The organism is Saccharopolyspora sp. NPDC045941, from assembly GCF_056431445.1.
In genome coordinates this window covers 49,676-73,718 of the sequence record NZ_JBWKKU010000045.1, presented here as the reverse complement: position 1 = coordinate 73,718, position 24,043 = coordinate 49,676, and the positions used below count along the sequence as shown (strand labels likewise).

At 69.3% G+C, this 24,043-nt stretch carries 25 protein-coding genes and 2 pseudogenes; 15 read left to right on the top strand and 12 right to left on the bottom strand.

The window, feature by feature from the left end:
- Positions 1-67: 67 nt before the first annotated feature.
- Both AC07FN_RS30780 and AC07FN_RS30775 read right to left on the bottom strand, forming a co-directional pair.
- Positions 68-544 carry an SRPBCC domain-containing protein gene (locus tag AC07FN_RS30780; RefSeq protein ID WP_478398745.1) on the bottom strand — a complete coding sequence of 159 codons (477 nt, stop codon included), beginning with the start codon at positions 542-544 and terminating at the stop codon, positions 68-70.
- Complete coding sequence (locus AC07FN_RS30775; RefSeq protein ID WP_358381120.1) at positions 541-876, bottom strand: ArsR/SmtB family transcription factor; 336 nt, start codon at positions 874-876, stop codon at positions 541-543. The genes AC07FN_RS30780 and AC07FN_RS30775 overlap by 4 nt, the downstream gene beginning before the upstream one ends.
- 110 nt (positions 877-986) lie before the next feature.
- On the opposite strand from AC07FN_RS30775, the gene lexA reads away from it, so the two are divergent.
- The gene (gene lexA, locus AC07FN_RS30770) at positions 987-1,649 is read left to right on the top strand and encodes a transcriptional repressor LexA (protein ID WP_358381128.1); all 663 of its coding nucleotides are present in this window, start codon (positions 987-989) and stop codon (positions 1,647-1,649) included.
- 252 nt (positions 1,650-1,901) lie between these two features.
- Here lexA and AC07FN_RS30765 read toward each other — a convergent pair whose 3' ends face one another.
- The gene (locus AC07FN_RS30765) at positions 1,902-2,354 is read right to left on the bottom strand and encodes a MarR family winged helix-turn-helix transcriptional regulator (RefSeq protein ID WP_478398744.1); all 453 of its coding nucleotides are present in this window, start codon (positions 2,352-2,354) and stop codon (positions 1,902-1,904) included.
- Between the two features lie 60 nt (positions 2,355-2,414).
- On the opposite strand from AC07FN_RS30765, the gene AC07FN_RS30760 reads away from it, so the two are divergent.
- On the top strand, positions 2,415-2,783 hold the full coding sequence (locus AC07FN_RS30760) for a VOC family protein (protein ID WP_478398743.1): 369 nt from the start codon (positions 2,415-2,417) through the stop codon (positions 2,781-2,783).
- Positions 2,784-3,196: 413 nt separating this feature from the next.
- On the opposite strand, the gene AC07FN_RS30755 is transcribed toward AC07FN_RS30760, so the two are convergent.
- The 4 genes from AC07FN_RS30755 to pqqA all read right to left on the bottom strand — a co-directional run bounded on the left by AC07FN_RS30755 (position 3,197) and on the right by pqqA (position 6,016).
- Positions 3,197-4,411, bottom strand: coding sequence for an MFS transporter (locus AC07FN_RS30755; RefSeq protein WP_478398742.1), 1,215 nt, complete (start codon positions 4,409-4,411; stop codon positions 3,197-3,199).
- Positions 4,412-4,433: 22 nt separating this feature from the next.
- On the bottom strand, positions 4,434-5,525 hold the full coding sequence (pqqE, locus tag AC07FN_RS30750) for a pyrroloquinoline quinone biosynthesis protein PqqE (RefSeq protein ID WP_478398741.1): 1,092 nt from the start codon (positions 5,523-5,525) through the stop codon (positions 4,434-4,436).
- A complete protein-coding gene (gene pqqD, locus AC07FN_RS30745; protein ID WP_478398740.1) occupies positions 5,518-5,799 on the bottom strand; it encodes a pyrroloquinoline quinone biosynthesis peptide chaperone PqqD in 282 nt (93 codons plus the stop codon). The genes pqqE and pqqD overlap by 8 nt, the downstream gene beginning before the upstream one ends.
- 76 nt (positions 5,800-5,875) lie before the next feature.
- Positions 5,876-6,016 (bottom strand): pyrroloquinoline quinone precursor peptide PqqA, encoded by a 141-nt coding sequence (gene pqqA / locus AC07FN_RS30740; protein ID WP_452613195.1) that lies wholly within the window; start codon positions 6,014-6,016, stop codon positions 5,876-5,878.
- 531 nt (positions 6,017-6,547) lie between these two features.
- On the opposite strand from pqqA, the pseudogene AC07FN_RS30735 reads away from it, so the two are divergent.
- Positions 6,548-6,664, top strand: a pseudogene (locus tag AC07FN_RS30735) (TetR/AcrR family transcriptional regulator); the annotation flags it as partial.
- Here AC07FN_RS30735 and AC07FN_RS30730 read toward each other — a convergent pair.
- A complete protein-coding gene (locus AC07FN_RS30730) occupies positions 6,649-6,945 on the bottom strand; it encodes a hypothetical protein (protein ID WP_478398758.1) in 297 nt (98 codons plus the stop codon). The pseudogene AC07FN_RS30735 and the gene AC07FN_RS30730 sit on opposite strands and share 16 nt — an antisense overlap.
- On the opposite strand from AC07FN_RS30730, the gene AC07FN_RS30725 reads away from it, so the two are divergent.
- The 3 genes from AC07FN_RS30725 (at position 6,931) to metX (ending at position 10,050) form a co-directional block, all read left to right on the top strand.
- Positions 6,931-7,206, top strand: a complete 276-nt coding sequence (locus AC07FN_RS30725) for a hypothetical protein (RefSeq protein ID WP_478398757.1) — start codon at positions 6,931-6,933, stop codon at positions 7,204-7,206. The genes AC07FN_RS30730 and AC07FN_RS30725 overlap by 15 nt on opposite strands.
- Positions 7,207-7,528: 322 nt before the next feature.
- Positions 7,529-8,863 (top strand): bifunctional o-acetylhomoserine/o-acetylserine sulfhydrylase, encoded by a 1,335-nt coding sequence (locus AC07FN_RS30720; protein WP_478398739.1) that lies wholly within the window; start codon positions 7,529-7,531, stop codon positions 8,861-8,863.
- Positions 8,860-10,050 carry a homoserine O-acetyltransferase MetX gene (gene metX / locus AC07FN_RS30715; RefSeq protein WP_478398738.1) on the top strand — a complete coding sequence of 397 codons (1,191 nt, stop codon included), beginning with the start codon at positions 8,860-8,862 and terminating at the stop codon, positions 10,048-10,050. The genes AC07FN_RS30720 and metX overlap by 4 nt, the downstream gene beginning before the upstream one ends.
- A gap of 326 nt (positions 10,051-10,376) precedes the next feature.
- On the opposite strand, the gene AC07FN_RS30710 is transcribed toward metX, so the two are convergent.
- On the bottom strand, positions 10,377-13,241 hold the full coding sequence (locus AC07FN_RS30710; RefSeq protein ID WP_478398737.1) for an ATP-binding protein: 2,865 nt from the start codon (positions 13,239-13,241) through the stop codon (positions 10,377-10,379).
- A gap of 144 nt (positions 13,242-13,385) precedes the next feature.
- Here AC07FN_RS30710 and AC07FN_RS30705 point away from each other — a divergent pair, with 144 nt between their 5' ends.
- Complete coding sequence (locus tag AC07FN_RS30705) at positions 13,386-14,585, top strand: S8 family peptidase (RefSeq protein ID WP_478398736.1); 1,200 nt, start codon at positions 13,386-13,388, stop codon at positions 14,583-14,585.
- A gap of 240 nt (positions 14,586-14,825) precedes the next feature.
- Here the strand turns inward: AC07FN_RS30705 and AC07FN_RS30700 are convergent, their stop codons facing one another.
- The 3 genes and pseudogenes from AC07FN_RS30700 to AC07FN_RS30690 all read right to left on the bottom strand — a co-directional run bounded on the left by AC07FN_RS30700 (position 14,826) and on the right by AC07FN_RS30690 (position 17,215).
- A complete protein-coding gene (locus tag AC07FN_RS30700) occupies positions 14,826-15,002 on the bottom strand; it encodes a DUF397 domain-containing protein (RefSeq protein WP_478398735.1) in 177 nt (58 codons plus the stop codon).
- Between the two features lie 150 nt (positions 15,003-15,152).
- Positions 15,153-15,841, bottom strand: a pseudogene (locus AC07FN_RS30695) (transposase family protein); the annotation flags it as partial.
- Positions 15,842-15,976: 135 nt separating this feature from the next.
- Positions 15,977-17,215, bottom strand: a complete 1,239-nt coding sequence (locus AC07FN_RS30690) for a PucR family transcriptional regulator (RefSeq protein WP_478398734.1) — start codon at positions 17,213-17,215, stop codon at positions 15,977-15,979.
- 240 nt (positions 17,216-17,455) lie between these two features.
- Between AC07FN_RS30690 and AC07FN_RS30685 the strand changes: the two genes are divergently transcribed.
- From AC07FN_RS30685 to AC07FN_RS30650, 8 genes are all read left to right on the top strand, one after another.
- Positions 17,456-17,962 carry a transposase family protein gene (locus AC07FN_RS30685; protein ID WP_478398754.1) on the top strand — a complete coding sequence of 169 codons (507 nt, stop codon included), beginning with the start codon at positions 17,456-17,458 and terminating at the stop codon, positions 17,960-17,962.
- Complete coding sequence (locus AC07FN_RS30680) at positions 17,946-18,527, top strand: ISAs1 family transposase (protein WP_478398733.1); 582 nt, start codon at positions 17,946-17,948, stop codon at positions 18,525-18,527. Before AC07FN_RS30685 ends, AC07FN_RS30680 begins: the two co-directional genes overlap by 17 nt.
- Before the next feature lie 147 nt (positions 18,528-18,674).
- Positions 18,675-18,980, top strand: coding sequence for a hypothetical protein (locus AC07FN_RS30675; RefSeq protein ID WP_478398732.1), 306 nt, complete (start codon positions 18,675-18,677; stop codon positions 18,978-18,980).
- Positions 18,981-19,325: 345 nt separating this feature from the next.
- Positions 19,326-19,955, top strand: coding sequence for a response regulator transcription factor (locus tag AC07FN_RS30670; RefSeq protein WP_478398731.1), 630 nt, complete (start codon positions 19,326-19,328; stop codon positions 19,953-19,955).
- Between the two features lie 25 nt (positions 19,956-19,980).
- On the top strand, positions 19,981-20,298 hold the full coding sequence (locus tag AC07FN_RS30665) for an ABC transporter substrate-binding protein (protein ID WP_478398730.1): 318 nt from the start codon (positions 19,981-19,983) through the stop codon (positions 20,296-20,298).
- A 329-nt stretch (positions 20,299-20,627) separates the two neighbouring features.
- Positions 20,628-21,605 carry a polysaccharide deacetylase family protein gene (locus tag AC07FN_RS30660; protein ID WP_478398729.1) on the top strand — a complete coding sequence of 326 codons (978 nt, stop codon included), beginning with the start codon at positions 20,628-20,630 and terminating at the stop codon, positions 21,603-21,605.
- A 13-nt stretch (positions 21,606-21,618) separates the two neighbouring features.
- Positions 21,619-23,160, top strand: coding sequence for an AMP-binding protein (locus AC07FN_RS30655; protein ID WP_478398728.1), 1,542 nt, complete (start codon positions 21,619-21,621; stop codon positions 23,158-23,160).
- Complete coding sequence (locus tag AC07FN_RS30650) at positions 23,157-24,008, top strand: enoyl-CoA hydratase (protein ID WP_190816449.1); 852 nt, start codon at positions 23,157-23,159, stop codon at positions 24,006-24,008. Before AC07FN_RS30655 ends, AC07FN_RS30650 begins: the two co-directional genes overlap by 4 nt.
- Positions 24,009-24,043: the final 35 nt, after the last annotated feature.

Genomic DNA, 24,043 nt, shown 5'->3' with positions numbered 1-24,043 from the left:
TCCTCAGTGGACGAACCTGGTCCCTGGCTCACGCCGTCGAGGGTGACGAATTCCGTGACGGCGACCTTCATCGCCCGGTCTCGCCCTCGGCCAGCCGGGCGAGTTGGGCAGTGGTGGTGCCCCAGCCCTCGGCGAAACCCAGCTCGGCGTGCCGGGCGCGGGCGGCGGGGTCGCCGTGGCGCACGACGACCCGGTAGTCGGTGCCGTCCGGGTGGTCCCGCAGGACGATCTCGGCGGTCATCGGGACCGGTGCGGGGCTCGCGGGGCGCCAGCCGCTGTCGAGCGCGTTGGTGAAGACGATCCGCTCGTACTCGTCCACCACGAGGAAGCACGCGTCCAGGTGCGGGACGAACGCGTCGCCGTCGTCGCTCATCAGCGTGACGAACGCGCCGCCGGGCCGGACGTCGAGGCGCTCGACGCGGCAGCGGGTCGGGGCGGGCACCCACCACTGCGCCAGGTTTGCCGGATCGGTCCACGCGTCCCACACCTGCTTGCGGGGCGCGCGGATGACCCGATCGATGCCGAGGTCGAGTTCGGTGTTCACTGCTCCTCCTTCGGGTTGGTGACGAACCGCTCCAGGCGATCGGTGCGGTCCGTCCAGATGCGCCGCTGCTCCGCGAGCCAGTCCTCGACGAGCGCGAACCGCTCCCGGTTGAGCTCGCAGATGCGCACCCGGCCGGACTTGGCCGTGCGGATCAGGCCGTTCGACTCGAGCACCCGCACGTGCTTCATGAACGACGGCAACGTCATGGGGGCATCCCGGGCGAGGTCGCCGACGCTCGTCGGCCCGCGACCGAGCTGCCGGAGAACCGCGCGCCTCGTCGGATCGGCGAGCGCGATGAACACGCCGTCGAGCACAGCCGAATACTGAGCCATGAGGCTAAGTATTAACCCTTCGCAACACTTAGCGCAAGAGCAAAGTGTTGGCCGGATGGCCTCGCAGGGCGGTGGGCCGGTCGCGGGTGCGCACCTCTACCATTCAGCGGGTGGCCGCCTACGACGATCTCGATGTGTTCGAGCACCTGGACCCCTCGACCCTGCCGCTGCGCCAGCAGCGAATCCTGGTCACCATCCGGGATTGGGTGATACGGCACGGGTACTCGCCGAGCACTCGGCAGATCGGCGACGCGGTCGGCCTCCGGTCGTCCTCGTCGGTGTCGAAGCACCTGGCGAGCCTGGAGGAGAAGGGTTTCCTCAGGCGCAGCAACACGATGTCCCGGCCGATCGACGTGCGCGCGTTCCTCCGGGAACCGTCCACACGGGAGTCCGCCGAGCACTCGGTGCCCGTGCCCGTGGTCGGCGACATCGCCGCCGGTACGCCCATCTCGGCGGTGGAGCATGTCGACGACGTGCTGACCCTGCCCCGCGAGCTCACCGGGCGCGGCAACGTCTTCGGCCTCCGGGTGCGCGGTGACTCGATGATCGACGCCGCGATCTGCGACGGCGACATCGTCGTGGTGCGCCAGCAGTCCGAGGCCCACTCGGGCCAGATCGTCGCCGCGATGATCGACGACGAGGCCACCGTCAAGGTGTACCGCCGCCGCAACGGCCACGTGTACCTCGAACCGCGCAACCCGGCTTACGAGGTCATCGACGGCGACAAGGCCGCCGTGCTGGGCACGGTCGTCTCGGTGCTGCGCAGCGTCTAGTAGTAGATCCTGTCTCCGGCTCGTTTTGCGTGGCGGTGCGGGTCTCAGAGGCCTTCTCATCAAGAGGTCGTTTCAGAATGGCCCTGCCCGGCTGATCCCGAAGGTGCCCGGCGCCTGACACCGTGACGGTTTCGCGGCTCATCGCAGAAGAGGGTGTAGTCGGGGCTGTCGGTTTTCGAGGTCGCCCGCACGGATTCCCACACTCGGCTGCGCTCCTGTCCGGGCGCGACGAGACGTGCGCCGGGGAACGAGCTATGCGCCGTCGTTGCCATCGCGCAGGGAATGGATCATGCTCTGCAGGATCCGGAACGCGTCTGACTGCTCGGTCTCGGTCATGCCGGCCAGCATTCTGACCTCGACGGACCGGACCGCTGCGGTCGCCTTCTCCAGGCTCCGTCGTCCGCGAGGCGTGAGCCGCGTGGGGAGAACCTTCCCGATGGGTGCTTCCGCAGGTCTGGTCACGTAGCCGTCTCGTTCCAGGGTCTGGAGCAGCACGTTCATCGTCTGCCGGGTCACGAACGCGCCCCGCGCGAGCTCGGAGTTCGACAAGCCCGGTCGTTGAGCCAGCAGTTCGAGGCAGGAGTAGTGCGTCACGCTCATCCCGAGCGGCCGCAGCACCTCTTCCATGGCTACGCGCAGGGCGCTCGACGCCTCTTTCAGCAGGTAGCCCAGTGACGTCTTCAGGTCGACACCGTCTTGACTCATGTCAGGATTCTGACATAGATTGGCCCGTGTCAGAAAACTGACACGTAAGGAAGGAGCATCATGCCCGCCACTGGCCCCGACTTCATCTCGCTCCAGGTGCGCGACCTGGACGCTTCGCAGGCGTTCTACGAGCAGTACCTCGGCCTCGTCCGCTCGCAGGCCGGACCTCCGCACGCCGTCGTCTTCGAGACGAAGCCGATCGCGTTCGCACTCCGCGACGTCGTTCCCGGCACCGATCTCGCATCCGTTGCTCAACCGGGCATCGGTGCCGCGATCTGGCTCCACGCCACAGACGTCCAGGCCATTCACGATGCTCTGGTCGCCGACGGTCACACCATCGTCTCCGCACCGATCGACGGCCCCTTCGGTCGGACATTCACCTTCGCCGACCCCGACGGCTACCGAATCACTCTCCACGACCGCACCTGATAGCCAAACGCCACCGGACGATCATCGTTCCCCGAAGACCACCGGTTGTGCCCGAGGCGCGAGAATCCGGGCGACATCCGTTAGCTCTTCGCGGTTAACCGCGTAGGCAGGTCTGGCGCGTCGGTGCCCGGGGGTAGAGGTCGAGGTCTTCCGAGGATGAAGGTGCGGGGCACCGCCCTCGGCTTCCGCGAACTGACCAACTGCATCACCCGCAGCCTGCTCGACACCGGCGGCTTCAGGCCCCGGCTAGACCCTCTTCTGCGATGAGTCTTCTTCGCGCGAAATCGGCGTTCCGCCCTCACACGGAGCGCCGGTTTCGTGCGAAACCGGCCGCCCGGTGTGCCAGAGGCAGACAGGCCTCACGCGTGCCCGCGTCCCATTCTGGGACGACAGCCTCGACGACTCCGGCGTGATCATCGCCGGCGGGGGTCCCGGGCGAGTGCGAAGCCGCTCGCCGCTGCGGCGAGCAGCAGCGCGGAGCCGAAGAGGTAGACGGCCGTGATGCCGAGCGCGTCGGCCAGGAGACCGCCGAGGAGGAGGCTCACCAGCCTGCCCGCCTGGAACAGCGAGTCCAGGGCGGCGAAGACGCGCCCCCGCACCGTCTCGTCGGTGTGGGTCTGCACCAGGCTGGTGAAGGCGATGGTTCCCGTCGAGGTGCCCAGGCCATAGAACAGCAGCGACGCGGCGGCCAGAACGGGCCACGTCGTCACGGCCAGCAGCACGTTGACCAGGCCGCGCAGCCCGAAGGCGGCGAACACGACGTTCGGGCCGACGCGGCCGCGCAAGGCCCGGGTCAGCAGGACGGGACCGGCGACCGCGCCGACGGCGATCGCCGCCAGCAGCCACCCGAAACCCTGCGGGCCGAGGCCGAGCCGCTCCCGGGCGAGGACGACGAGCAGGGCGCTGATGGCCCCGGCCGACAGCGCGGCGAGCAGCTGCGCGGCGGCCAGCGCTCGCAGCAGCCTGTCGGCGACGAGCAGGCGCGCGCCGTCGAGGGAGTCGCGCAGCCAGCCCCGGGTGGTCGCGGCGGCGCGATGACCGGGTACCGCCATCCCGGCGAGCAGCACGGCGCTGGCGGCGAAGGAAGCGGCGTTGACCCAGAACGCGACGGCGAAGCCGGCTGCCGCGGCGAGCGCTCCGGCCAGCGGTGCGAGCGCGATCTGGGCGATGATGGCGGCCGTCCAGACACCGGAGTTCGCGGCGACGAGCTCGCGCTCGCCGACCAGCGCGGGCAGCAGGCTGTTGGCGGCGGGGTTGAAGAACACCGCGGCGGCGGAGAGCGCGAACGCGATCGCGTAGATCGCGAACACGTGAGCATCGACCAGGGGCAGCATCGCGGCGAGGACCACGCGGACCAGATCCGCCGCGATCATGATCCGCCGCCGGGGCCAGCGGTCGACGACGAGGCCCGCCAGGGGAGCCAGCAGCAGCACCGGCAGGACGTCGGCGATCACCACTCCGGCCACACCCGTACCGGAGCCGGTTCGGTCCAGCACCAGCAGGAGCAGCGTCACCCCGGCCAGGACGTCCCCGGCGCGCGAGATCGTCGCGGCGGCCCACCACCGCCGGTAGACCGGGCGCGCGAGCAACGCCCGCACCGTGATCCGGTCGTGTTCCGCCGCTGGCATCGCGCGCCGGGCTGTCCGGTTCCTACCGGGTGTCGCGGGGATGCGGGCGCGGGGCGAGGACTTCCGCGACCGGCCTGGTCTCCGCGTTCGCGGCGCGCACCGCCTCGGCCACGATCTCGTGGTCCGGCGAGAGGATGCAGACCGGGTCGGTGCGCGCCGCGTCACCGGTGAGCAGGAACGCCTGGCAGCGGCAGCCGCCGAAGTCGATCTCGCGGCGCGGGCAGCCGCGGCACGGCTCGGGCATCCAGCCGGTGCCGCGGAAGCGCTGGAACAGCGGCGATTCCGCCCAGATCCACGCCAGCGACTTCTCGCGCACGCTCACGCGCGGCAGCGGCAGCGTGTGGGCGGCGGGGCAGGGCAGGGCGTCGCCGTTGGGCACCACGGTGAGCTGCAGCTTCCCCCAGCCGCCCATGCAGGGCTTGGGGAAGTCGAGGTAGTAGTCGGGGAGGATGTAGGTGAGCTCCGCCCGTCCCTCCAGGCGCTTCCGCGCGGCTCGCACCACCTGCTCCGCCCGTTCCACCTGCGTCCTGCTGGGCAGCAGCGCGGCGCGGTTGTGCAGGCCCCAGCCGTAGTACTGGGTGTTGGCGAGCTCGATGCGGTCGGCGCCCAGCCGCTCGACCAGCGCGATGATGTCGGCGACCCGGTCGATGTTCTGCCGGTGCAGGACGACGTTCACCGTCAGCGGCCAGCCCAGGTCCTTCACGGTCCGGGCCGCCGCGATCTTGCGCTCGAAGGAACGGGTGCCCGCGATGCGGTCGGACAGGGCCGCCTCGTGGGCCTGGATGCTGATCTGCACGTGGTCGAGACCGGCGGCGCGAAGCTGCTCCGCACGGCGCGGCGAGAGGCCGATCGCGCTGGTGATGAGGTTGGTGTACAGGCCCAGCTCGGCGGCGGTGCGCGCGATCTCCACCAGGTCCCGGCGCTGGAGCGGCTCCCCGCCGGAGAGGTGCAGCTGCACCACGCCGAGCTCGCGGGCCTCGGTCAGCACCCGGCGCCACTCCGCCGTGGTCAGCTCGTCGCCGTAGTCGGCGAGCTTGAGCGGGTTGGAGCAGTACGGGCAGTGCAGCGGGCAGGCGTAGGTGAGCTCGGCCAGCAAACCGAACGGTCTAGTCATCGTCGGCCTCCACGCACCGCTTGGCGGCGAGGCGGGTGAGGAACTGCGCCACCTCGTCGTCGACCACGTGGGCGTAGCGGGAACTCAGCTTCGCCACGATCTCGGCGACCGTCCGCTGACCGTCGCACAGGTCGAGGATGGCCGCGCCGGTCGTGTTCAGGACCGTCACCGACTCCGGTCCCAGCAGCATGTACTTCTTGCGGGACCGGTCGAACCCCAGGCGCACGTGCGGCGCCAGTCGGGGCCGGCTCGACGGGCGCACCGTCGTGCTCATCGCGGTCCCGCGGCGTTGGTGGCCGGGCGCCGGTCTGCCGGCGCCCGGGGATCGACTGCCGGTCGTCCCACCGCGCCTACTCCTCCAGCCGCGAGACGTACATCGTGACTTCTGAGGCGCATACGACTTCTTCGAACTCGGGCGTCTCCCATTCGACTTCGTCGAACTCCGGGGGCTCCCATTCGAGAAGACCGGGCCGAGCAGCATCTGATCTCATGACTGGCACCTCCTCTCCGGCGACGAGCGTCCCCGGGCGGAGATCGTTGGCGGTTCGGCCGACAAGCCGAGGCAAACGCGACGTCTGGTACCGGCTCTCACTGCGAACCGGCCCCCCGACCTGATCCGGACCCCCGACGCGTCCCCGCCGCGCGGGACCACCGCAGGTGCAGGATAGCCCCGTAGAAACGTCGCCGTAAGGGCACGGGAAACCCGAAATCGGCTGGTCAACAGCGATGTCGCGCCGACGGCACCGTGCCGGTGGGGCGGGTGGTGCTCGGGCGTCAGGGGATGCCGGAGAGGCCGGGCTCGTCGGTGGCGATCGCGCTGCGCGGGCTCTCGCGGGCGGCTCCGGCGTTGGCCACGGCGGTAGCGAGATCGGGGGAGTCGAAGAGCCCGTCGGCCTCGGACGGCGCGGATCAGAGCTTCCGGGCGTCGCGCTGTGCGGCCCGACCGAAGACACCACATCGAGAACAAAAGTGAACTTGTGCAATTTTTTTAAACTGTTCCGCGTTTGTGTACCGCGCCTTGCATGACCGAAGGCACGATGGGGCGGCGGGAGCAGAAGAAGGCGGCCACCCGCCAGGCGCTGGCCGACGCCGCCATGGAGCTGTTCCTCCAGCGCGGCTTCGATCAGGTCAGCGTCCGCGAGATCGCCGACGCCGCCGACGTGTCGACGACGACGCTGTTCAAGCACACTTCCCGAGCAAGGAGGCGCTCGTCTTCGACGAGGCCGTCGACCACGAGGCCGAGCTCGTTGCGACGGTCCGCGATCGCGCGCCCGGCGAGTCCATCCCGGCCGCGCTGCGCCAGTACGTGCTGCAGGCGGTCGAGCGGGTCGGCGGTGATCCGAGGTGGGAGTCGTTCGTGGCGCTCGGCGAGTCCAGCGGTGCGTTGCGCTCGTACGCCGACCGGATGTGGACGCGCCACCGGGCCGCGCTCGCGGAACAAGCGGGATGCGCCGACGGCGACCCCAAGTGCGCCGCCCTGGCGCATTTCGCGCTGCAAACTCGCGCGCTGGCCCGCGGCCTCGCTCCGAAGAGACCGTCGCGCAGCGTTCGAACTGCCGGAAAACAGCTGGCGCGCCACCTGATTTCGTCAAGTTCGATGTCCTTTGTGGATTATCTTTGCGATTGGTTCTTCGTGGCGCGGGCCGCTGATCGGCGTGCCGACTTCCGTCTCAACTGGTGAACACGTTTTGCGGGCCGCGATCAACCAGCTACTCTTCGGCTCATGATCCGCTTGGTTATCCGCCGGCACGTCGACTACGTGCGCGTGACCACTTCGGCGTGTTGATCCCCTGATTCCTCGGGCTATCGCCCGGAATTTCGCAGTTCTGCGCTTCCGCTCAGATCTCGTGAGCGCTTTGGATTGCCATAGCGATCCACAACGCTCACGACCAGAACCGCGAATCTCCTTCATCGCAACGCTTCTCGGCGGACCCCCGTCGACCACTCCCAGGCCGCGTCGCCGCGCTGCGGCCGACGCATGCCGTTCTGCTCAGGAGACACGCATGAGTGCTGACGCTTCTTCCGCCGCCCTCGACCAGGCCGCCTGGTCGTTCGACACGCTGCAGGTGCACGCCGGCGCCCAGCCCGACCCGGCGACCGGTGCGCGCGCGGTGCCGATCTACCAGACCACCTCGTACGTCTTCCGGGACACCGAACACGCCGCGAACCTGTTCAACCTCAGCGAATCCGGCAACATCTACACGCGGATCAACAACCCCACCCAGGAGGTCCTCGAGAACCGCGTGGCCGCGCTGGAAGGCGGCGTGGCGGCGGTGGCGCTGGCGTCCGGCCAGGCCGCCGAGACGCTGACCATCCTCACCCTGGCGCAGGCCGGGGACCACGTGGTGTCCAGTTCTTCGCTGTACGGCGGCACCCACAACCTCCTCCGGCACACGCTGCCGAAGCTGGGCATCGAGGTCAGCTTCGTCGAGGACCCCGACGACCTCGACGCCTGGCGGGCCGCCGCGCGCCCGAACACGAAGCTGTTCTTCGCCGAAACGCTCGGCAATCCGCGGGCGAACGTGCTGGACGTGCGGGCCGTCGCCGACGTGGCGCACGAGGCCGGGGTCCCGCTCGTCGTCGACAACACCATCGCGACGCCGTACCTGCTGCGGCCGATCGAGCACGGGGCCGACATCGTCGTGCACTCGGCGACGAAGTACCTCGGCGGCCACGGCGCGGCCATCGGCGGCGTGGTCGTCGACGGCGGCACCTTCGACTTCGGCGCCCATTCCGAGCGGTTCCCGGGATTCGTCGAGCCCGACCCGTCCTACCACGGCCTGCAGTACTGGCCCGCCCTCGGCCACGGCGCCTTCGCGGCGAAGCTGCGGGTGCAGGGGCTGCGCGACCTCGGCCCCGCCATCTCGCCGTTCAACGCCTTCCTCCTGCTGCAGGGGCTGGAAACGCTGTCGCTGCGGATCGAGCGGCACACGCGCAACGCGCAGATCCTCGCCGAATGGCTCAGCGAGCGCGACGAGGTCGAGTCCGTGCACTACGCCGGCCTCACCTCCAGCCGGTGGTACGACGCCGGGCAGAAGTACCTGCCCCGTGGCGCGGGTGCCGTCGTGTCGTTCGAGCTGCGCGGCGGCACGTCCGCCGGGCGCGCATTCGTCGACGGCGTGCAGCTCTTCAGCCACCTGGTGAACATCGGCGACGTGCGCAGCCTCATCGCGCACCCGGCGAGCACCACGCACAGCCAGCTCAGCGAGCAGGACCAGCTGCTCGCCGGTGTCACGCCGGGCCTCGTCCGGTTGTCCGTGGGCATCGAGGCCGTCGAGGACCTCAAGGCCGACCTCGAAGCCGGTTTCCGCGCGGCCAAGGCCGAGCTGGAGCGATGAGCCGACCGCAGGCGACCGGCGCCCTTCCCGCCACCGGGGCGTGGCGGGAGGGGAGCCCGGCCGGTCGGCGCCGGTGGCTGCGCCTGCGCGAGCCGCTGCGGCTGGACGCGGGCGGCGAACTCCCGGCGGCAAGCCTGGCGTACGAGACGTGGGGACGTCTCGACCGCGACGCCTCGAACGCGGTGCTCGTGCTGCACGCCCTGACCGGCGACAGCCACGTCGCCGGTCCGGCCGGTGACGGCCACCCGAGCCCGGGCTGGTGGGACGCGCTCGTGGGGCCGGGCCGGGCGCTGGACACCGACCGGTGGTTCGTCGTCGCCCCGAACGCGATCGGCGGCTGCCAGGGCAGCACCGGCCCGGCGGGTGCCGCGCCCGACGGAAGGCCTTGGGGCGGCAGGTTTCCCGCGATCACCGTGCGGGACGCGGTGCGCGCGGAGGCCCGGCTCGCCGACGAGCTCGGGGTGCGGTCGTGGGCGGCGGTGATCGGCGGCTCGTTCGGCGGGATGCGCGCGCTGGAATGGGCCGCCACCTACCCGGACCGGGTGTCGGCGGCGCTGCTGCTGAGCTCCTGCGCCGTGGCCTCGGCGGAGCAGATCGCCTGGTCCTCGGCGCAGATCCAGGCGATCCGCGCGGACCCGGACTGGCTGGGCGGCGACTACCACGACCTGCCCGCCGGGCGCGGCCCGCACGCCGGGCTGGGCGTGGCCCGGCGGATCGCGCACATCACCTACCGCAGCCCGCAGGAGCTCCAGGACCGCTTCGGCATCGGCCACCAGGACGGCGAAAACCCCTGGAACGGCGGCCGGTACGCCGTCGAGTCCTATTTGGACCACCATGCCGAGAAGCTGGTGCGGCGCTTCGACGCGGCCAGCTACGTGACGCTGGCCCAGGCGATGTCCGGGCACGACGTGGGCCGGGGGAGAGGCGGGGTCGAGGCGGCGCTGGGCCGGATCCGGGCCCGGACCTGCGTCGCCGGTGTGGACAGCGACCGCCTCTTCCCGCTGCACCAGCAGCGCCGCCTCGCCGAGGGAATTCCCGGCGCCGGGCCGCTGCGCACCATCACCTCGCCGCACGGCCACGACGGGTTCCTCATCGAGACCGCGCAGGTCGCCGAGCTGGTCCGCGAACTGCTGCCGAACCGCAGCCTGGAACCGGCCGAGCGGGGTCTGAGGTCCGGTGGCAGTTGATCGCGCTGGTCACTCCGGCTGCGAGTACTTTCCGCTGCTGCAGGGCCTGTTTCGGGCGGGTCGCGGTCGGGCGGCAGGTGCCCGCCGAGCGCGGAACCACCTTCCGGCGCCACAGCTATCGAGGTGAACGGCCCGTTCGCCTCGTCTACCGGGGTGAGGAGTCCGTTCACCGCGTGCTGGTGGTGCGGTCCGGTGTTGGGGTGGTTGGAGTGAACGGCCCGTTCGCCTCGTCTATCGGAGCCGACAGGCCGTTCACTCCATCTGCCAGCACGGATCCACCAGCGCGTGAACGAGTGCCCGGGATTCTTTGCAGCGACGCAGAGCTCTCACGGCTTCAGCTGTTCGCGGGAGGCGACGCCGAGCTTTCTCAGCACCCTCGCGGCGTGCTGCTCGACGGTGCGCGGTGAGAGGAACAGGATTCCGGCGATCTCGCGGTTCGTGTGCCCGCAGGCGAGCAGGCGGGCCACCTCTTCCTCGCGCGGCGACAGCTCGTCGCCGTACCCCCGGCGGCCCCGGCGGGAGGGCTTGCCGCCGCCCGCGCCGCGCAGCAGGTGGCGGCACCTCGCCGCGTCGCGCGTGGCTCCGAGGCGGTCGAACACGTCGACCAGCGCGGACAGCTCTTCGCTCGCCGGTCCCGGATCGGTGGGCAGCAGGCACGTGGCCGCTCGTTCGGCGACCATCGCCGCGTAGTAGGGCACCGGCAGTTCCTCGTAGTGCGCGACCGATTCGCGGTAGTGCGCCATCGCCGCGGTCAGGTCTCCCCGGTGTTCGGCCAGCCGCCCGCGGCACTGGGCCAGCGCCGCCACCGCGAGCGGCACGCCCGAACCCGCGATCCCGGCGGCGATCTCGTCCACCACGCGCGCCGCGTCCGCTTCGCGGTCCGCCGCCAGGTACACCGCGACCGCGACCGGGCCCAGCTCGCCGCTCCACGCCCAGACCCCCTTGCGCCGCAGGATGTCCAGCCCGCGGTCGACGTCCGCGCACGCCTTCGCCGGCTCGTCCTGGGACAGCAGGGTCCAGGCCAGCCCCGCGCAGCCGGCGATCGCGACCGGGCTGATCGCCTCGTCCGGGGCGAAGGCGCCGGTTTCGGTGAGGTGGCTGGTCGCCCTCGCCCATTCGCCGCGGGCCATCGCGAGCGAACCCAGCACCAGGCTCAGCTCGCTGACCACCGGGAACAGGTCCCGGTACTCGTCGAGCATCCGGTGCGCCCGCTCGTCGAGCCCGGCCCACTCGCCGGCCAGCCAGTCCAGCCGGGTCCGGGTGGCCCGGGCCGTGCTGATCACGAACGGGGCGCCGCAGTGGGCGGCGATCCGCAGGCCGCCGCGCAGCAGCTCGTCGGCGATCCGCAGGTGCCCGGTCCACTCGCACGCGTCGGCCAGGTTGCAGCGCAGCCGCGCGAGGTGGCGCTGCTCGCCGACCGTCGCCACCTCCTCCGGCAGCTCGTCGAGCGAGGCGAGCACGGTGGCGTCGCCGAGGTGCATGCGCGAGCCGAACTCGTTGGCCTGCAACGACAACCGCAGTTCGCCATCGGCCTTCGACCGGTACTCGGTGAGCCGCGCGAGCCACGGCCGGATCTCGTCGAGCGAGGCCTGCCCGACGTAGGGCATCGCCAGCACCGCGGTGCCGCGCGCGGCCAGGTCCGGGCGCTCCGACAGTTCGTTGATCGCCCGCTCGACCTCCGAACGGGCCTCCACCAGCCCGCCGGCCTGCCGCAGCAACAGCAGCCCCCGGTACAGCCGCACCTCGCCGCGCGCCGACGTGGACAGCCGCCGATCGCTGAGCAGCCGCTCCAGCGTCTCGGTCGGATCGTGCTGGTCCAGGCCGGTGTGCGCGATCTGCCCGAGCTTGATCGCGAGCCGGTCGACGTGCTCGGCTGGCAGCTCCGGTTCCTTCAGCAGCCGCTGCAGCAGCTCGGTGGCGGTCGCCGCGTCGCCGATCTCGGCGGCCCGATCGGCGGCCGCTTCCCCGTAGGAAAGCCACTCCGACACCCGGCCGGCGCGCTCGCTGTGCTCGGCGAGCTGCTTCAGCGGCTTGGGCTCGACCCCGGCCAGCACGTCGATCGCGCGAGCGTGCAGGTGCGCGCGGTCCGGGCCGGTGATGGTGTCGTAGACGGCTTTCCTGGCCAGCGAATGCCGAAAGCCATAACCGCCGTCCAGCTCGTGCAGCACGTGACCGCTCAACGCGTGCGTCAGCGCGGTGCGCAGCCGCGGCTCCGGGACGCCGGCGACCGCGCCGAGCAGGCCCTCCGTCGCGGGCGCGCCGAGCACCGCGGCCGTCTCGACGAGCCTGGTCGCTGCGGTCGGCAGCACGGCAAGGCGTTCGGCCATCGCGTCCCGCAGCAGCACCGGCACCTCGACGGCGTCGAGCAGCCGGCGGGCGGCGGCGCCGTCTGTGCGCACCGTGCCGACGGTGTTGCGCAGCGCCCGCAACGTTTCTTCGACGACGAACGGGACTCCGGCCGTGCATTCGTGCAGCCGAGCGGCGAACTCCGCGGACACCTGCTTCTCGCCGAGGATCGCCTCGGTCAGCGCGCGGACGTCGTCGACGCCGAGCGGGCGCAGCGCCAGCACCACGCTGACCACGCCGTTGGGCGGCCGGTACGCGCCGCCCAGCGGCAGGCCGCCGGGCACGTCCTCGCGCCGGTAGGTCACCACGATCGTCAGGTTCGGCGGCGGGTCGCTCATCAGGAACCGCACCAGCTGCCGGGTGCCGTCATCGGCCCACTGCAGGTCCTCGATGGCGAGCAGCACCGGGCCCAGCGCGCCGACCAGCTCGCGCACCGCGCGGAACAGCCGGTGCCGCTCCGCGCGCGGGTCGCCGAGCGGGTCCGGTGCGGGTGGCAGGTGCTCGGCGATCTCCGGGAGCAGCGGGCCGAGGACGCCGGTGACCGGGCTCAGCTCCGGCCGGCGCGCGGGCCTCGCGCCGCGCAGCGCCTCCAGAACCGCGCCGTACGGGAACGGTTCACCTACCTGGCGGCAGTACCCGATGAGCGACGTGGCCGGTCCGAGCTCGCCGGCGAGCACCTCGGTCAGCAGCCGGCTCTTGCCGACCCCGGCCTCGCCCTCGATCAGCACCACGGCCGGGTGCAGCAGGGCCACTGCCTGCAGCGATGCCAGCTGCTCGGCGCGCCCGACCAACACCGGTGAGCTGGTGCGGATCTGCGGGCGAACGGGGCGCCGGGTGCGTGCCATGTGCTCTCCCCTCGCCGAAAGACAGGTACCCCTACGTAATGAAACACGGATTGATCATCGTGAGGACATCAGTCGATCGTGTCGGAAATGGCTGTGCGTCACCACCTCCGTATGGCAGCCATAACTGAAGAGGGAGCACCCGACATGCGACAAGGACGCAAGATTCGGCTGATCACCGCGCTCGGCGCGGGTGTGCTCGCCGCTGCGGTGGCCGCCGCTCCGGCCACCGCCGCCCCGACCGGCTCGATCCTCCCCGCCGCCAACCCGGTTGCCGGCAGCTACATCGTGGTGCTGAAGGACCTGAACGCGAGCGCGGCCTCGACCACGAGCACCACCGCCCGCCTCGCCGCGCAGTACGGGGCTACCACGACCGCCACCTACACCTCGACCATCCGCGGCTTCGCGGCGAAGCTCGACGAGGCATCGGCCAAGCGGCTGGCCGGCGACCCGGCGGTCGCGTACGTGCAGCAGGACGGCGTCGCCCGGATCGCCGGCACCCAGCAGAACCCCACCTGGGGCCTGGACCGGATCGACCAGAAGAACCTGCCGCTCGACCGCGGCTACACCTACCCGAACACCGGGTCGGGGGCGACGGCCTACATCCTCGACACCGGGGTGGACAAGCGGCACCCCGACTTCGAGGGCCGCGTCAGGGACGGCCGCGACTTCATCGACAACGACGCCGACGCCTCCGACTGCCAGGGCCACGGCACGCACGTGGCCGGGACGGTCGGTTCGAAGACGTACGGCGTGGCGAAGCAGGTGAAGCTGGTCGCCGTCCGCGTGCTCGACTGCCAGGGTTCGGGTCAGTACTCCCAGATCATCTCCGGCGTCGACTGGGTTGCCAGCAACGCCACCAAGCCCGCGGTGGCGAACATGAGCCTCGGCGGCGGCGGTCACACCGCGACCGACAACGCGGTGCGGAGGGCGATCCAGAGCGGCGTCACCTTCGCCGTGGCGTCCGGGAATTCCAACACGGACGCCTGCAGCTCGACGCCGGCCCGCGTGCCGGAGGCGATCACGGTCAACGCCACCGACCGGCGGGACAACCGGTCGTCGTTCTCCAACTACGGCCGCTGCACCGACATCTTCGCGCCGGGCACCGACATCACGTCCACCCTCAACGGCGGCGGCGCGGGCGGCATGAGCGGCACGTCGATGGCCACCCCGCACGTGGCCGGTGCGGCCGCGCTGTACCTGACGGCGAACCCGTCGGCGACGCCGGCGCAGGTGCGCGACGCACTGGTGAACAACGGAACCCAGAACGCGGTGCGGAACCCGGGCCCCGGCTCGACGAACCGCCTGCTGCACGTCGGCTTCATCAGCGGCGGCGCCACTTACTGATACCGACCGGTGAAAACGGAAGGCCCCGACTGCCAGGCGGGGCCTTCCCCCGTCTTTGCATAGCGGAGCCCTGATGTGCCCGCTAGTGGTTGAGGTGATCCAGCGTCATCCGAATCCCGAAAGGCGTGCGTTCTGCTGGTCAAGTGCCGTGAGCGTTGTGGGGTGCCAGCGCGCCCCACAACGCTCACGGGTACGCAGGACCGAGCAGCGGATGAACCGGCAGGTCATGGCCGCTGCGGTTCAGCTGAGGTTCTTCAGAAAAGCCCGCCACGCGGCGTGACTGACCGTGATGTGCCCAGCACCAGGTGCCTTCGAATCCCGCACCGCCACAGCAAGACTGGTTAATCGAACCTCGACGCAAGCGTCGTTGGCAGCACCGCTGCGGCTGCTCTTGAACCAGCCGGTGTCGTAGTCCATCACTCCATGCCTTTCAGCTTGTCGATCAAGAGGGTGCGGGACGAATCCAGGTCCAGCGCGAACTCCCGCACCCGTTCGTAGGCGCGAAACATGGGGCCAGTGAGCCTTTCCGCGTAACCTCCCGTGGCGTTGTGTGATCAAATTGGTTGATCATGTGGTGCGGCCGTGTTCGTGGTGGAGCAGGACCAGGGCGGCGGCGACGATGTCGCCGAGGCGCCAGGGGCAGCCGCGGTAGCGACGTAGAGCCCTATAGGTGGTCTTGAGTAGCGAGTTGGCGCGCTCGCCGAGGCAGCGCAGGGCGCCGTGGATGGCGTTGTAGGACTGTTGGTCGATGGTGAGTTGCTCGTCTTTGGGCTTCTTACACGGGATCGTGAAGGTCTCGGGCTCGCCTTCATAGCCGAGGTCGGCAAGGGCGAGGGCGCCGTCGTGATCCAGTCGGTGATCCGCGTGAGCAGTTCGGGGTCGGCGCGGGTGGCACTCATGTCGTGCTCCCGGCCGGGTCGCACGTCGGAGGTCCACAGCGGCCATCCGTCCGGGGCGGAGACAACCTGAATGTTCCCGCCGTGATGGCGGTGCTTGCCGCTCCACCACAAATCCACCCCGCGGGTGGGGCCTGGGGTGGAGATCCGGTCGGTGTGGATCAGCGTGCCGTCCACGATCACATGCGAGTGACCAGCCGCCTTGGCCGTCAGCAGCGCCCCGTGCAGCGACGGCCGGCGCGCGGCGAGCACCGAAATGCCCTCGTCACGGTAGTCATACGCCGTCGGCAAGGCGACGGCGTTGTCCCTGGCCAGCGCCGCCATCCGGGTTTCTTCCAGGAGCCAGCGCAGCACCAAAACGAAGCGCGGCTTTCATCACGCAACCATCAGATTGAGCCGGAAGGGAAGGACGTCACCGACTCCACGGCGCTCGCGGGTGGAGTCTCATAGGGTCTGCCACGGGTGCTGGCGACCGCGTAGCGCAAGGGCCGTCGTTTACTCCAACTCCATCGTGCGCTCGAGGTCCAGGGCCAGGCGTAGCGCCAGACTGGCGGGGTCGAGGCGGCGGCCGAGGATCGTCTCCGCGCGCTGAACGCGTTGGGTCACGGTGTTGGGATGGATGCCGAGGCGCTGACCGCACCGGGTCGGGCTCGCGTGTGCGTCCATGTAGTGCCGCAGCGTCTTGATCAGACGTTCGCCGTCTTCGTGGCTGCGCAGTGCCCCGAGGTGGTCATCGACGAACCGCGCGGCCATCTCCTGGTCCTGCGTGGCGAGCACGGTGACCGCGACGTCGGGGAACCGGGTCGGTGCGGGAGTGTGGAGAGCTGTCAGGTCGACGCACGACAGGGCTTCCCGGTGGGTGTGGTGGAACCCGCGGATTCCGCGGCGCGGGGTTCCGAGAGTCAGCCGGATGGCCCTGGGCAGTGAAACCGCGGCCAGGTCGTCGAAGGTCGAGTTCTTGCACGGGGTGAACCAGCCGTGGATGACCGAGGAATCGGTCGTCACGGAGACGTGTTGCCGAGCGAACCCGAGGAGCTCCCGTCGTGCGAGTTCGGATACCTCCTCGTGTTTCATGGGGTCGACGCTCCAGGCCACGTACCCGATGTGCACCTCATCGATGTGATAACCGAAGAGCTCTCTCAGCTCGCGCACGCCCCCGTTGCCCGACAGCACGGCGCGGACAATCTCGTTGCGCCGCGAATTCGTGGCCCGCATGAGGCTGTCGCGAGCCCGGTTGTAGGTGGTTATCGTCTCGCCGGTCATGGACTGCATGTACTCGAACAGGCGGATGGAACCCGACTCGAGCGCCTCGGCGCGACGCGCAACGGTCCACGACTGCTGTTTGCGAAGATGGCTGGTGAAGTCGTTCCAAATGGCGGCGTGGCCCAGCTCGTAGGAACGAAGGACGGCCGACAGGGGAATGTTCGAGCGAGCCATCAGGTACGCGAAATCCTGCGCCGGTTTCGGAAGATGCGGGTTCGGGTTCGAACCCATGAGGGTGGCGCGCATGCCCGGCAGGTGCGAGACGATGGACGCGCGCAACGCCTCCAGCGTGTCCGGATCGGCCGCTCCGAGCTCGGGAATCTCGGCGTGGAGCTGATCGGCGAGCCCGGAGAATTTCAGGCGTCCGTGCTGGTCGAGCCAGTTCACGAACGGCTCCAACGGTAGCGGGTTGCCGCCCACCTTCGCATCCAGCATTCCGACACTATGGAGGACACCGGGAGAGCCGTCCACCCCCAGGGTCTCGGCAAAGTCGTGATGTGCTGGTTTGACCTGCGGTGACGGCGTGTCGTTGGGGCGGGCACGGTAACGACGCGGTGATGATCGAAGTCGCCAAACACCGATCGTCCGGAAGTCGTCGCCGTGCCCGCGTTGTCATCATCTCCTGTCCTGGATTGCCCGGTCGAGTCGGGCCCTGCCCGGCCCGCACCCGTCGTGGACGTCGGCTGGCCGGTCCCCCAGGGATTGCTGGAGGTGCTGACGGGCGTGGCCGATCCCCGCAAGCGCCGGGGCGTGCGGCACCGTCTGGCGGTGGTGCTGGCCATCGCACTGGCGGCCACACTGGCCGGGGCATGCTCGTTCACGGCGGTCGCCGAGTGGGCCACCGACGCACCGGCGGGTGTGCTGACCCGGCTGGGCGTCCTTCGCCGGGCGCCGTCGGAGTCAACGATCCGCCGTGTGCTGCAACGACTTCCCGGTGATGCGTTCGACGAAATGCTCAGCGCGTGGATGTGGCTGCGCACCAGCACGATCAGCGGACGGCGGGTCATCGCTTTTGACGGCAAGACCGTCAAAGAAGCCAAGGACACCGCCGGCAAGCTGGTGCACCTGCTGTCCGGGTTGTGTCAGCGCACCGGGGCCGTTCTCACCCAGGTCGCCGTCGGCGCCAAGACCACGAAATCCCCGTGCTCGCCACGCTTCTGGGCGGACTCGACATCACGACGCGGTCATCACTGCCGACGCCATGCACTGCCAGCGTGATACCGCCCAGATCATCCGTGATCGTGGCGGCCACTACATCCTCACGGTCAAAGGCAACCAGCCCACCCTGCGGAAACAAGTGAAATCCCTGCCTTGGAAAGACATTTCCTCCCTGTCCGTCACCCGCGAACGCGGCCACGGCCGCCAGGACACCCGCACCCTGAAAGCGACCGAACTCACCATCGGTGTCGGATTCCCCGGCGCTGCCCAGGTCCTGCGGCTCACCCGCACCCGCACCCGCACCGACCGCAAGACCGGCACACGCACCCGCGAAACCGTCTACGCCGTCACCAGCCTCACCACCACCGACGCCGGGCCCGAACACATCGCCCAATGGCTGCGAGGACACTGGTCAATCGAAAACCGCCTGCACTGGGTCCGCGACGTGACCTACGACGAAGACCGCAGCCAGATCCACACAGGCCACGCACCCCAAGTCATGGCCAGCCTCCGCAACACCGCCATCAGCCTGCTCCGACTCGCCGGCCACACCAACATCGCCGCCGCCTGCCGACATCACGCCCGCGACTCCAACCGCCCCGTCGAACTACTCCTCACCAGCTGAAACCAGACTTTGCCGGGCCCCTGCGTCCACCCCGGTCGTTCCGTATGTGATCCCGCCACACAACGGTGTATCAGCAATGGGCATTGGCACTGCTTGAGTCTGTCGCAACGATGGCATGAGTTTCGCTCGAACCCCAAGGAGAGTCCGATGTCGAAATCTTCTGGCGGTCGGCTCACCGAGGAAGGCGTCGTGTTCGTCACCTCGGAACGGGCGATGGCCGACCCTGCCAACGTGATCGGTTCGCCGGTGACCACCCGCCAGTTCCGCAACTCGACGCAGAAGTGGGCCGAGCACGCGGGCGTGTCCATCCCGGATGTTCCGCCGGCGGTGCTCGCCGAGGTGGAGAAGGTGGCTCCCATCGAGGGCATGAGTTACGACGAGGTTCTTGGCCGGGCGATCCAGGAATGGACGCGCCGGGTGCCCTTCACCCCGGTTCCGGCCGACTTCCACTGAGAAGGGACCTGGCATGAGGTCAGTGGCAGCGACAATCTGTTGTTGCAGGCGCCGACGGGTGCGGCGATGACGACTCGCGCAGAGCTGTGTGGATTACGGTCTCGCGGATTCGTCGGGGTTCGCGGGCGATCCGTACCCGGGGGAGAGGGTGCTCTCGGTACCGGCGATCGTGCGTGGGGCGAGCGGGCGGCCGGTGCGTCCAGCCAATCAAGCGGGTTTCCGGCGCTGGTGGGGGCCCGCGATGGCAACGAGATGCTTGCCGCGCGGAAGGCCTAACTCCCGGAAAGACTGATCCGAGCTTTCTGGTCGCGAGACGCCCTGGAATTTCCAGAACAGGGGATAGTCATGCTGGGCAGAACAATGGAGAAAATCCGCGTGGCCATCCACGCACAGGATTACTTTACGCGCATGGGACTGGCGAACTGCTTGGGTGGAGACCCCCAGCTCGTCGAGGCCAGCGGCGACAACGCCGATGTTGTCGTGGTCGCCATCGAAACCGCCGAAGCGTCCACCATGCAGGAGCTGCAGATGTTCAGGCCCGACACTGCCACCCCCCTGCTCCTCATCGTGGGCGATCGATGGCACGCCGACATCTCCGCAGCGGCGGAGTGGGGTGTCCGCGCAGTCCTGTGGCGCCGGCATTTCTCCGCTACGACTTTCATGCAGGCCATTCGTGCGGTCAGCAGCGGTGGCGGATACTTCCCCGCCTCACTGCAGGGCGCACTCATCGAGCAAATCGTGCGCACCTACCGCGAAGTACTCGCACCGCAAGGCTTGAACCCTTCCGGGTTCACCAACCGCGAGATCGATGTCCTCCGCCTCGTCTCCGAAGGATTCGATCTCCAACAAATAGCTGACAAATTGCATTACTCAGAACGCACGGTCAAGAACATCCTCTACCAGTTCATGAAGCGGTTCGACCTCCACAACCGCGCTCACGCCGTCTCCTACGCAATCCGCTCCGGTCTCATCTGATCCCAGCCGATTTCCGTTCGGTGGGTTGTCCACGCCGGCGGCGAAGGAGTTCGCCGCGGCGTGGGGCAAGTACGGCGGGGGCCGCAAGTCCAACGGCGCCGCAGCGCTGGGCTGGGTGGGGGCCAAGATCTTCGAGAAGGTCGTCCGCGCCGCTGGCAAGGACGTCAGCCGGTCCAGTCTGGTGGCGCAGCTGCGCAAGATCAAAGGCGATCGCTTCGGCGGCCTCACCGTTCCGCTGACCTTCACCGCCAGCGGCCCGCCGCCGGCGACCTGCATGTTCGTCATGCAGGGCAGCGGCGGCAAGTGGGCCGCGCCGAAGGGCGACAAGCCGACCTGCTTCTGAGAATTCTTGGCTTCGGTCTTCTGCGGGGTTCGGCGGGCGTCGTCGATCCCGGCCAGCTTGACCTGTTCGGGCGGGGTCTCCGGCCGTGCCTTGAGGTGGGAATGCCGGATGATCTCGGGCGGGGTCGCCAGGCCCAGCTCTTGCCCTGGTACCGCACATCCAGGCGAGTCAAATCGAACGCATGCAGATCAACGCGGGGCCCCTGCGTCCACCCCGGTCGTTCCGTATGTGATCCCGCCACACAACGGTGTATCAGCAATGGGCATTGGCACTGCTTGAGTCTGTCGCAACGATGGCACGAGTTTCGCTCGAACCCAAAGGAGAGTCCGATGTCGAAATCTTCTGGCGGTCCGCTTTCAGGCCTCGAAGTCGCGGTCACCGTGGACGACCAATTCCAGTGGACCGGGATCCCGTTTCCCGAAGGGCATGGTCCGCACACCGTGTCGAAGAAGATGATGAAGGCTTTTGAAGCCTATGGGGTTCCCGGCGTTTACGCCTTCAACAGCACTGCGCCGACGGAGGAAGATCCGCGCGTGCTCGACATCCTCGATGACTGGTGCGCCGCCGGGCACTACGTCGGCAACCACACGCACCAGCACATCAGCCTCAACTGGCTGGACGTCGACACCTACCTCCGCGACATCGAGACCAGCGAGCGGCTGTTGAGCAGGTGGATAGAGGCATCGCCGTCGCGCTACTTCCGCTACGCCTTCGCCATGGAGGGCGACAGCGCGACCAAGACGAGCCAGGTCCAGACTCACCTGAGCCAAAACGGGTTCCTGTCCTCCCCGGTCACGCTCTGGTTCTACGACGCCCAGTTCATGGTCGCCTATGACCGCGCCCTGCGGCTCATGGACCGGGCGGCGCAGCGCTGGATCGAGGACACCTTGGTCGACACCGCGATCGAGCAGATGGAAAACCAAGCAGCCGCGGCTACTGCCGCGCTCGGCCGGTCACCGGCGCACATCATGCTGATCCACGGCACGACGGTCGCCGGTGCGACCATCGAGCGGATCCTCGGTCGGCTCACCGAGGAAGGCGTCGTGTTCGTCACCTCGGAACGGGCGATGGCCGACCCTGCCAACGTGATCGGTTCGCCGGTGACCACCCGCCAGTTCCGCAACTCGACGCAGAAGTGGGCCGAGCACGCGGGCGTGTCCATCCCGGATGTTCCGCCGGCGGTGCTCGCCGAGGTGGAGAAGGTGGCTCCCATCGAGGGCATGAGTTACGACGAGGTTCTTGGCCGGGCGATCCAGGAATGGACGCGCCGGGTGCCCTTCACCCCGGTTCCGGCCGACTTCCACTGAGAAGGGACCTGGCATGAGCGAACCGCGAATCCACTCAGGCGGAACTTCTCAGTCGCTGGAGACGCTGCGCACCCGTGCTGCGCGGCTGGCATCGGCCCTCAACGCCGACGGGATCGGTCCGGGCGACTGCGTCGCCGTTGTCATGCGCAATGACATCGCGTTCGTGGAGGTGACGCTCGCGGTCGGGCTCGTCGGGGCTGCCCCGGTTCCGATCAACTGGCACTGGACGGGGGACGACCTCGCACACGCGCTGGCCGACAGCCGCTCCCGGCTCGCGGTGGTCCACACCGACCTGCTGCCGGCCGTGGAGTCCAGCGCACCCGGGCTGCCGATCATCGAGGCGGAGATACCGCCCGGGGTGCGGTGCGCCTACGGGCTGGCCGAACAGCCGTCCACCGGAAGGTGGCCGACGCTGTCGCAGCGCATCGACGACCACGAACCCCGCACCGAACCCTCACCCGCCGCCCCGATGAGCGTGATCTACACGTCCGGCACCACCGGGCGGGCCAAGGGAGTGCTCCGCGACCCGGTCGCGGTGGCCGACCGCCCGACGTTGCTGGCCAACATCGCGAAGCTGTGGCACCTGGCTCCAGCCGAGACGACCCTCATCCCGGCGCCGCTCTACCACTCCGCTCCGAACGTGCACGCCACCTTCGCCGTCGCGCTGGGCATGAACTTGCACATCATGCCTCGCTTCGACGCCGAGGAGTTCCTGCGGCTGGTGCAGGAGCACCGCGTCAACAGCGTGCAGATGGTTCCTACGATGTTCAACCGGCTGCTGCAGCTGCCCGAGCAGGTGCGGCGTTCCTACGACCTCTCCTCGCTGAAGGCCATCGTGCACGCGGCCGCGCCGTGCCCGCGGCACGTCAAGGAAGCCATGATCGGCTGGTTGGGTCCGATCGTGCACGAGTACTACGGCGGCGCCGAGGTGGGTGCCTTCACCGCCTGCGACACGGCGGAGGCCCTGAGCCGTCCGGGCACCGTCGGGCGCCCGATCCTTGATGCCGATGTGCGCATCCTCGGAGAGGACGGAACTGACAAGCCGGTGGGCGAGGACGGCATCGTCTACGGGCGCTGCTTCACCGGCTGGCCGGACTTCACCTACATCGATGACGAGCCCAAACGCCGTCGGATGGAAAGGGACGGCTACCTCACCCTCGGCGACATCGGCCACCTCGACGACGAGGGCTATCTCTACCTCAGCGACCGGCTCAACGACATGGTCGTCTCGGGCGGCGTGAACATCTACCCCGCCGAGGTCGAGGCGTGCCTGCTCGACCTCGAGGGGGTCGCCGATGTGGCCGTGTTCGGCATCCCCGACCCCGACCTGGGAGAGGTGCTCGCCGCCCACATCCAGCCGATCCCCGGCGCGATCCTCCACCCGGCCGAGATCCGGACCCACGTCGGCTCCCGCCTGGCGCGCTACAAGGTACCGCGGGAAGTGATGCTCGCCGACGAGCTGCCGCGCGAGGACACCGGAAAACTGTTCAAGCGCCGTCTCAAGCAGCAGTACCTCGAGGCGGCGGGGCACAACGGGGACGAGGGGGTTGCATGAGTTCGTCCGTGCTTCTCGAGAGCCCGGAGACCGGTATCGCGCGGGTGGTGCTGAACCGGCCCGAGCGTCGCAACGCGCAGAACCCCCAGATGCTCTACGACCTCGACGAGGCGCTGGCGATCGCGGTCCGGGACCGCACAGTCCGGGTGATCATCCTGGCTGGTGCGGGACCCGACTTCTCCGCCGGACATGATCTCGACGAACGCGACTCGAGGATTCCCGGGCCGTCCGTGGCCACCCTCGAGGGCGCTTTCGACGCCGACGGGGTCGAGGGCAGGCACGCGTTCGAATGCGAGGCCTATCTGGGAATGTGCCGCCGGTGGCGCGATCTGCCCAAACCCACGATCGCCCAGGCCCACGGGCGTTGCATCGCCGGAGCGCTGATGCTGTTGTGGCCGATGGACCTGATCGTGGCCGGCGAATCGGCGACCTTCTCCGATCCGGTAGCGGCGTTCGGGCTCAACGGTGCGGAGTACTTCACCCACGTGTGGGAGGTGGGCGCGCGCAAGGCCAAGGAAATGCTGTTCACCGGCGCTCCTGTGACTGCTGCGGACGCACATCGGCTGGGCATGGTCAACCACGTGGTCCCCGACGACGACCTCGCGGACTTCACCCTCGACCTCGCACGGCGGATCGCACGCATGCCCGAGTACGCGCTGCGGCTGGCGAAGTCCAGCGTCAACAACAGCCTCGCCGCCCAAGGCCAGGACGTGGCGCTGGAGTCGGCGTTCGCCCTGCACATCGCCGGGCACGCCAACAACCTCTCCCGCCACGGCGACATCATCGACCCCGGTGGTGTCGACACGATCCGGGCGCTGTCCCGCCAGGCGCCGGAGCGTGCGCCGTGACGAATCCATCCCGAACCAGCCCGCGGGAGGCAGCG

What these genes read in the sequence shown, in the direction of transcription:
- AC07FN_RS30775 (WP_358381120.1), bottom strand. Translation starts at nt 876, where the DNA reads ATGGCTCAGTATTCGGCTGTGCTCGACGGCGTGTTCATCGCGCTCGCC.
- AC07FN_RS30765 (WP_478398744.1), bottom strand. Translation starts at nt 2,354, where the DNA reads ATGAGTCAAGACGGTGTCGACCTGAAGACGTCACTGGGCTACCTGCTG.
- AC07FN_RS30680 (WP_478398733.1), top strand. Translation starts at nt 17,946, where the DNA reads ATGCACTGCCAGCGTGATACCGCCCAGATCATCCGTGATCGTGGCGGC.
- pqqA (WP_452613195.1), bottom strand. Translation starts at nt 6,016, where the DNA reads ATGAGATCAGATGCTGCTCGGCCCGGTCTTCTCGAATGGGAGCCCCCG.
- pqqD (WP_478398740.1), bottom strand. Translation starts at nt 5,799, where the DNA reads ATGAGCACGACGGTGCGCCCGTCGAGCCGGCCCCGACTGGCGCCGCAC.
- AC07FN_RS30660 (WP_478398729.1), top strand. Translation starts at nt 20,628, where the DNA reads ATGTCGAAATCTTCTGGCGGTCCGCTTTCAGGCCTCGAAGTCGCGGTC.
- metX (WP_478398738.1), top strand. Translation starts at nt 8,860, where the DNA reads ATGAGCCGACCGCAGGCGACCGGCGCCCTTCCCGCCACCGGGGCGTGG.
- AC07FN_RS30760 (WP_478398743.1), top strand. Translation starts at nt 2,415, where the DNA reads ATGCCCGCCACTGGCCCCGACTTCATCTCGCTCCAGGTGCGCGACCTG.
- pqqE (WP_478398741.1), bottom strand. Translation starts at nt 5,525, where the DNA reads ATGACTAGACCGTTCGGTTTGCTGGCCGAGCTCACCTACGCCTGCCCG.
- AC07FN_RS30720 (WP_478398739.1), top strand. Translation starts at nt 7,529, where the DNA reads ATGAGTGCTGACGCTTCTTCCGCCGCCCTCGACCAGGCCGCCTGGTCG.
- AC07FN_RS30670 (WP_478398731.1), top strand. Translation starts at nt 19,326, where the DNA reads ATGCTGGGCAGAACAATGGAGAAAATCCGCGTGGCCATCCACGCACAG.
- AC07FN_RS30725 (WP_478398757.1), top strand. Translation starts at nt 6,931, where the DNA reads ATGTGGACGCGCCACCGGGCCGCGCTCGCGGAACAAGCGGGATGCGCC.
- AC07FN_RS30655 (WP_478398728.1), top strand. Translation starts at nt 21,619, where the DNA reads ATGAGCGAACCGCGAATCCACTCAGGCGGAACTTCTCAGTCGCTGGAG.
- AC07FN_RS30710 (WP_478398737.1), bottom strand. Translation starts at nt 13,241, where the DNA reads ATGGCACGCACCCGGCGCCCCGTTCGCCCGCAGATCCGCACCAGCTCA.
- AC07FN_RS30650 (WP_190816449.1), top strand. Translation starts at nt 23,157, where the DNA reads ATGAGTTCGTCCGTGCTTCTCGAGAGCCCGGAGACCGGTATCGCGCGG.
- AC07FN_RS30675 (WP_478398732.1), top strand. Translation starts at nt 18,675, where the DNA reads ATGTCGAAATCTTCTGGCGGTCGGCTCACCGAGGAAGGCGTCGTGTTC.
- AC07FN_RS30755 (WP_478398742.1), bottom strand. Translation starts at nt 4,411, where the DNA reads ATGCCAGCGGCGGAACACGACCGGATCACGGTGCGGGCGTTGCTCGCG.
- AC07FN_RS30705 (WP_478398736.1), top strand. Translation starts at nt 13,386, where the DNA reads ATGCGACAAGGACGCAAGATTCGGCTGATCACCGCGCTCGGCGCGGGT.
- AC07FN_RS30700 (WP_478398735.1), bottom strand. Translation starts at nt 15,002, where the DNA reads ATGGACTACGACACCGGCTGGTTCAAGAGCAGCCGCAGCGGTGCTGCC.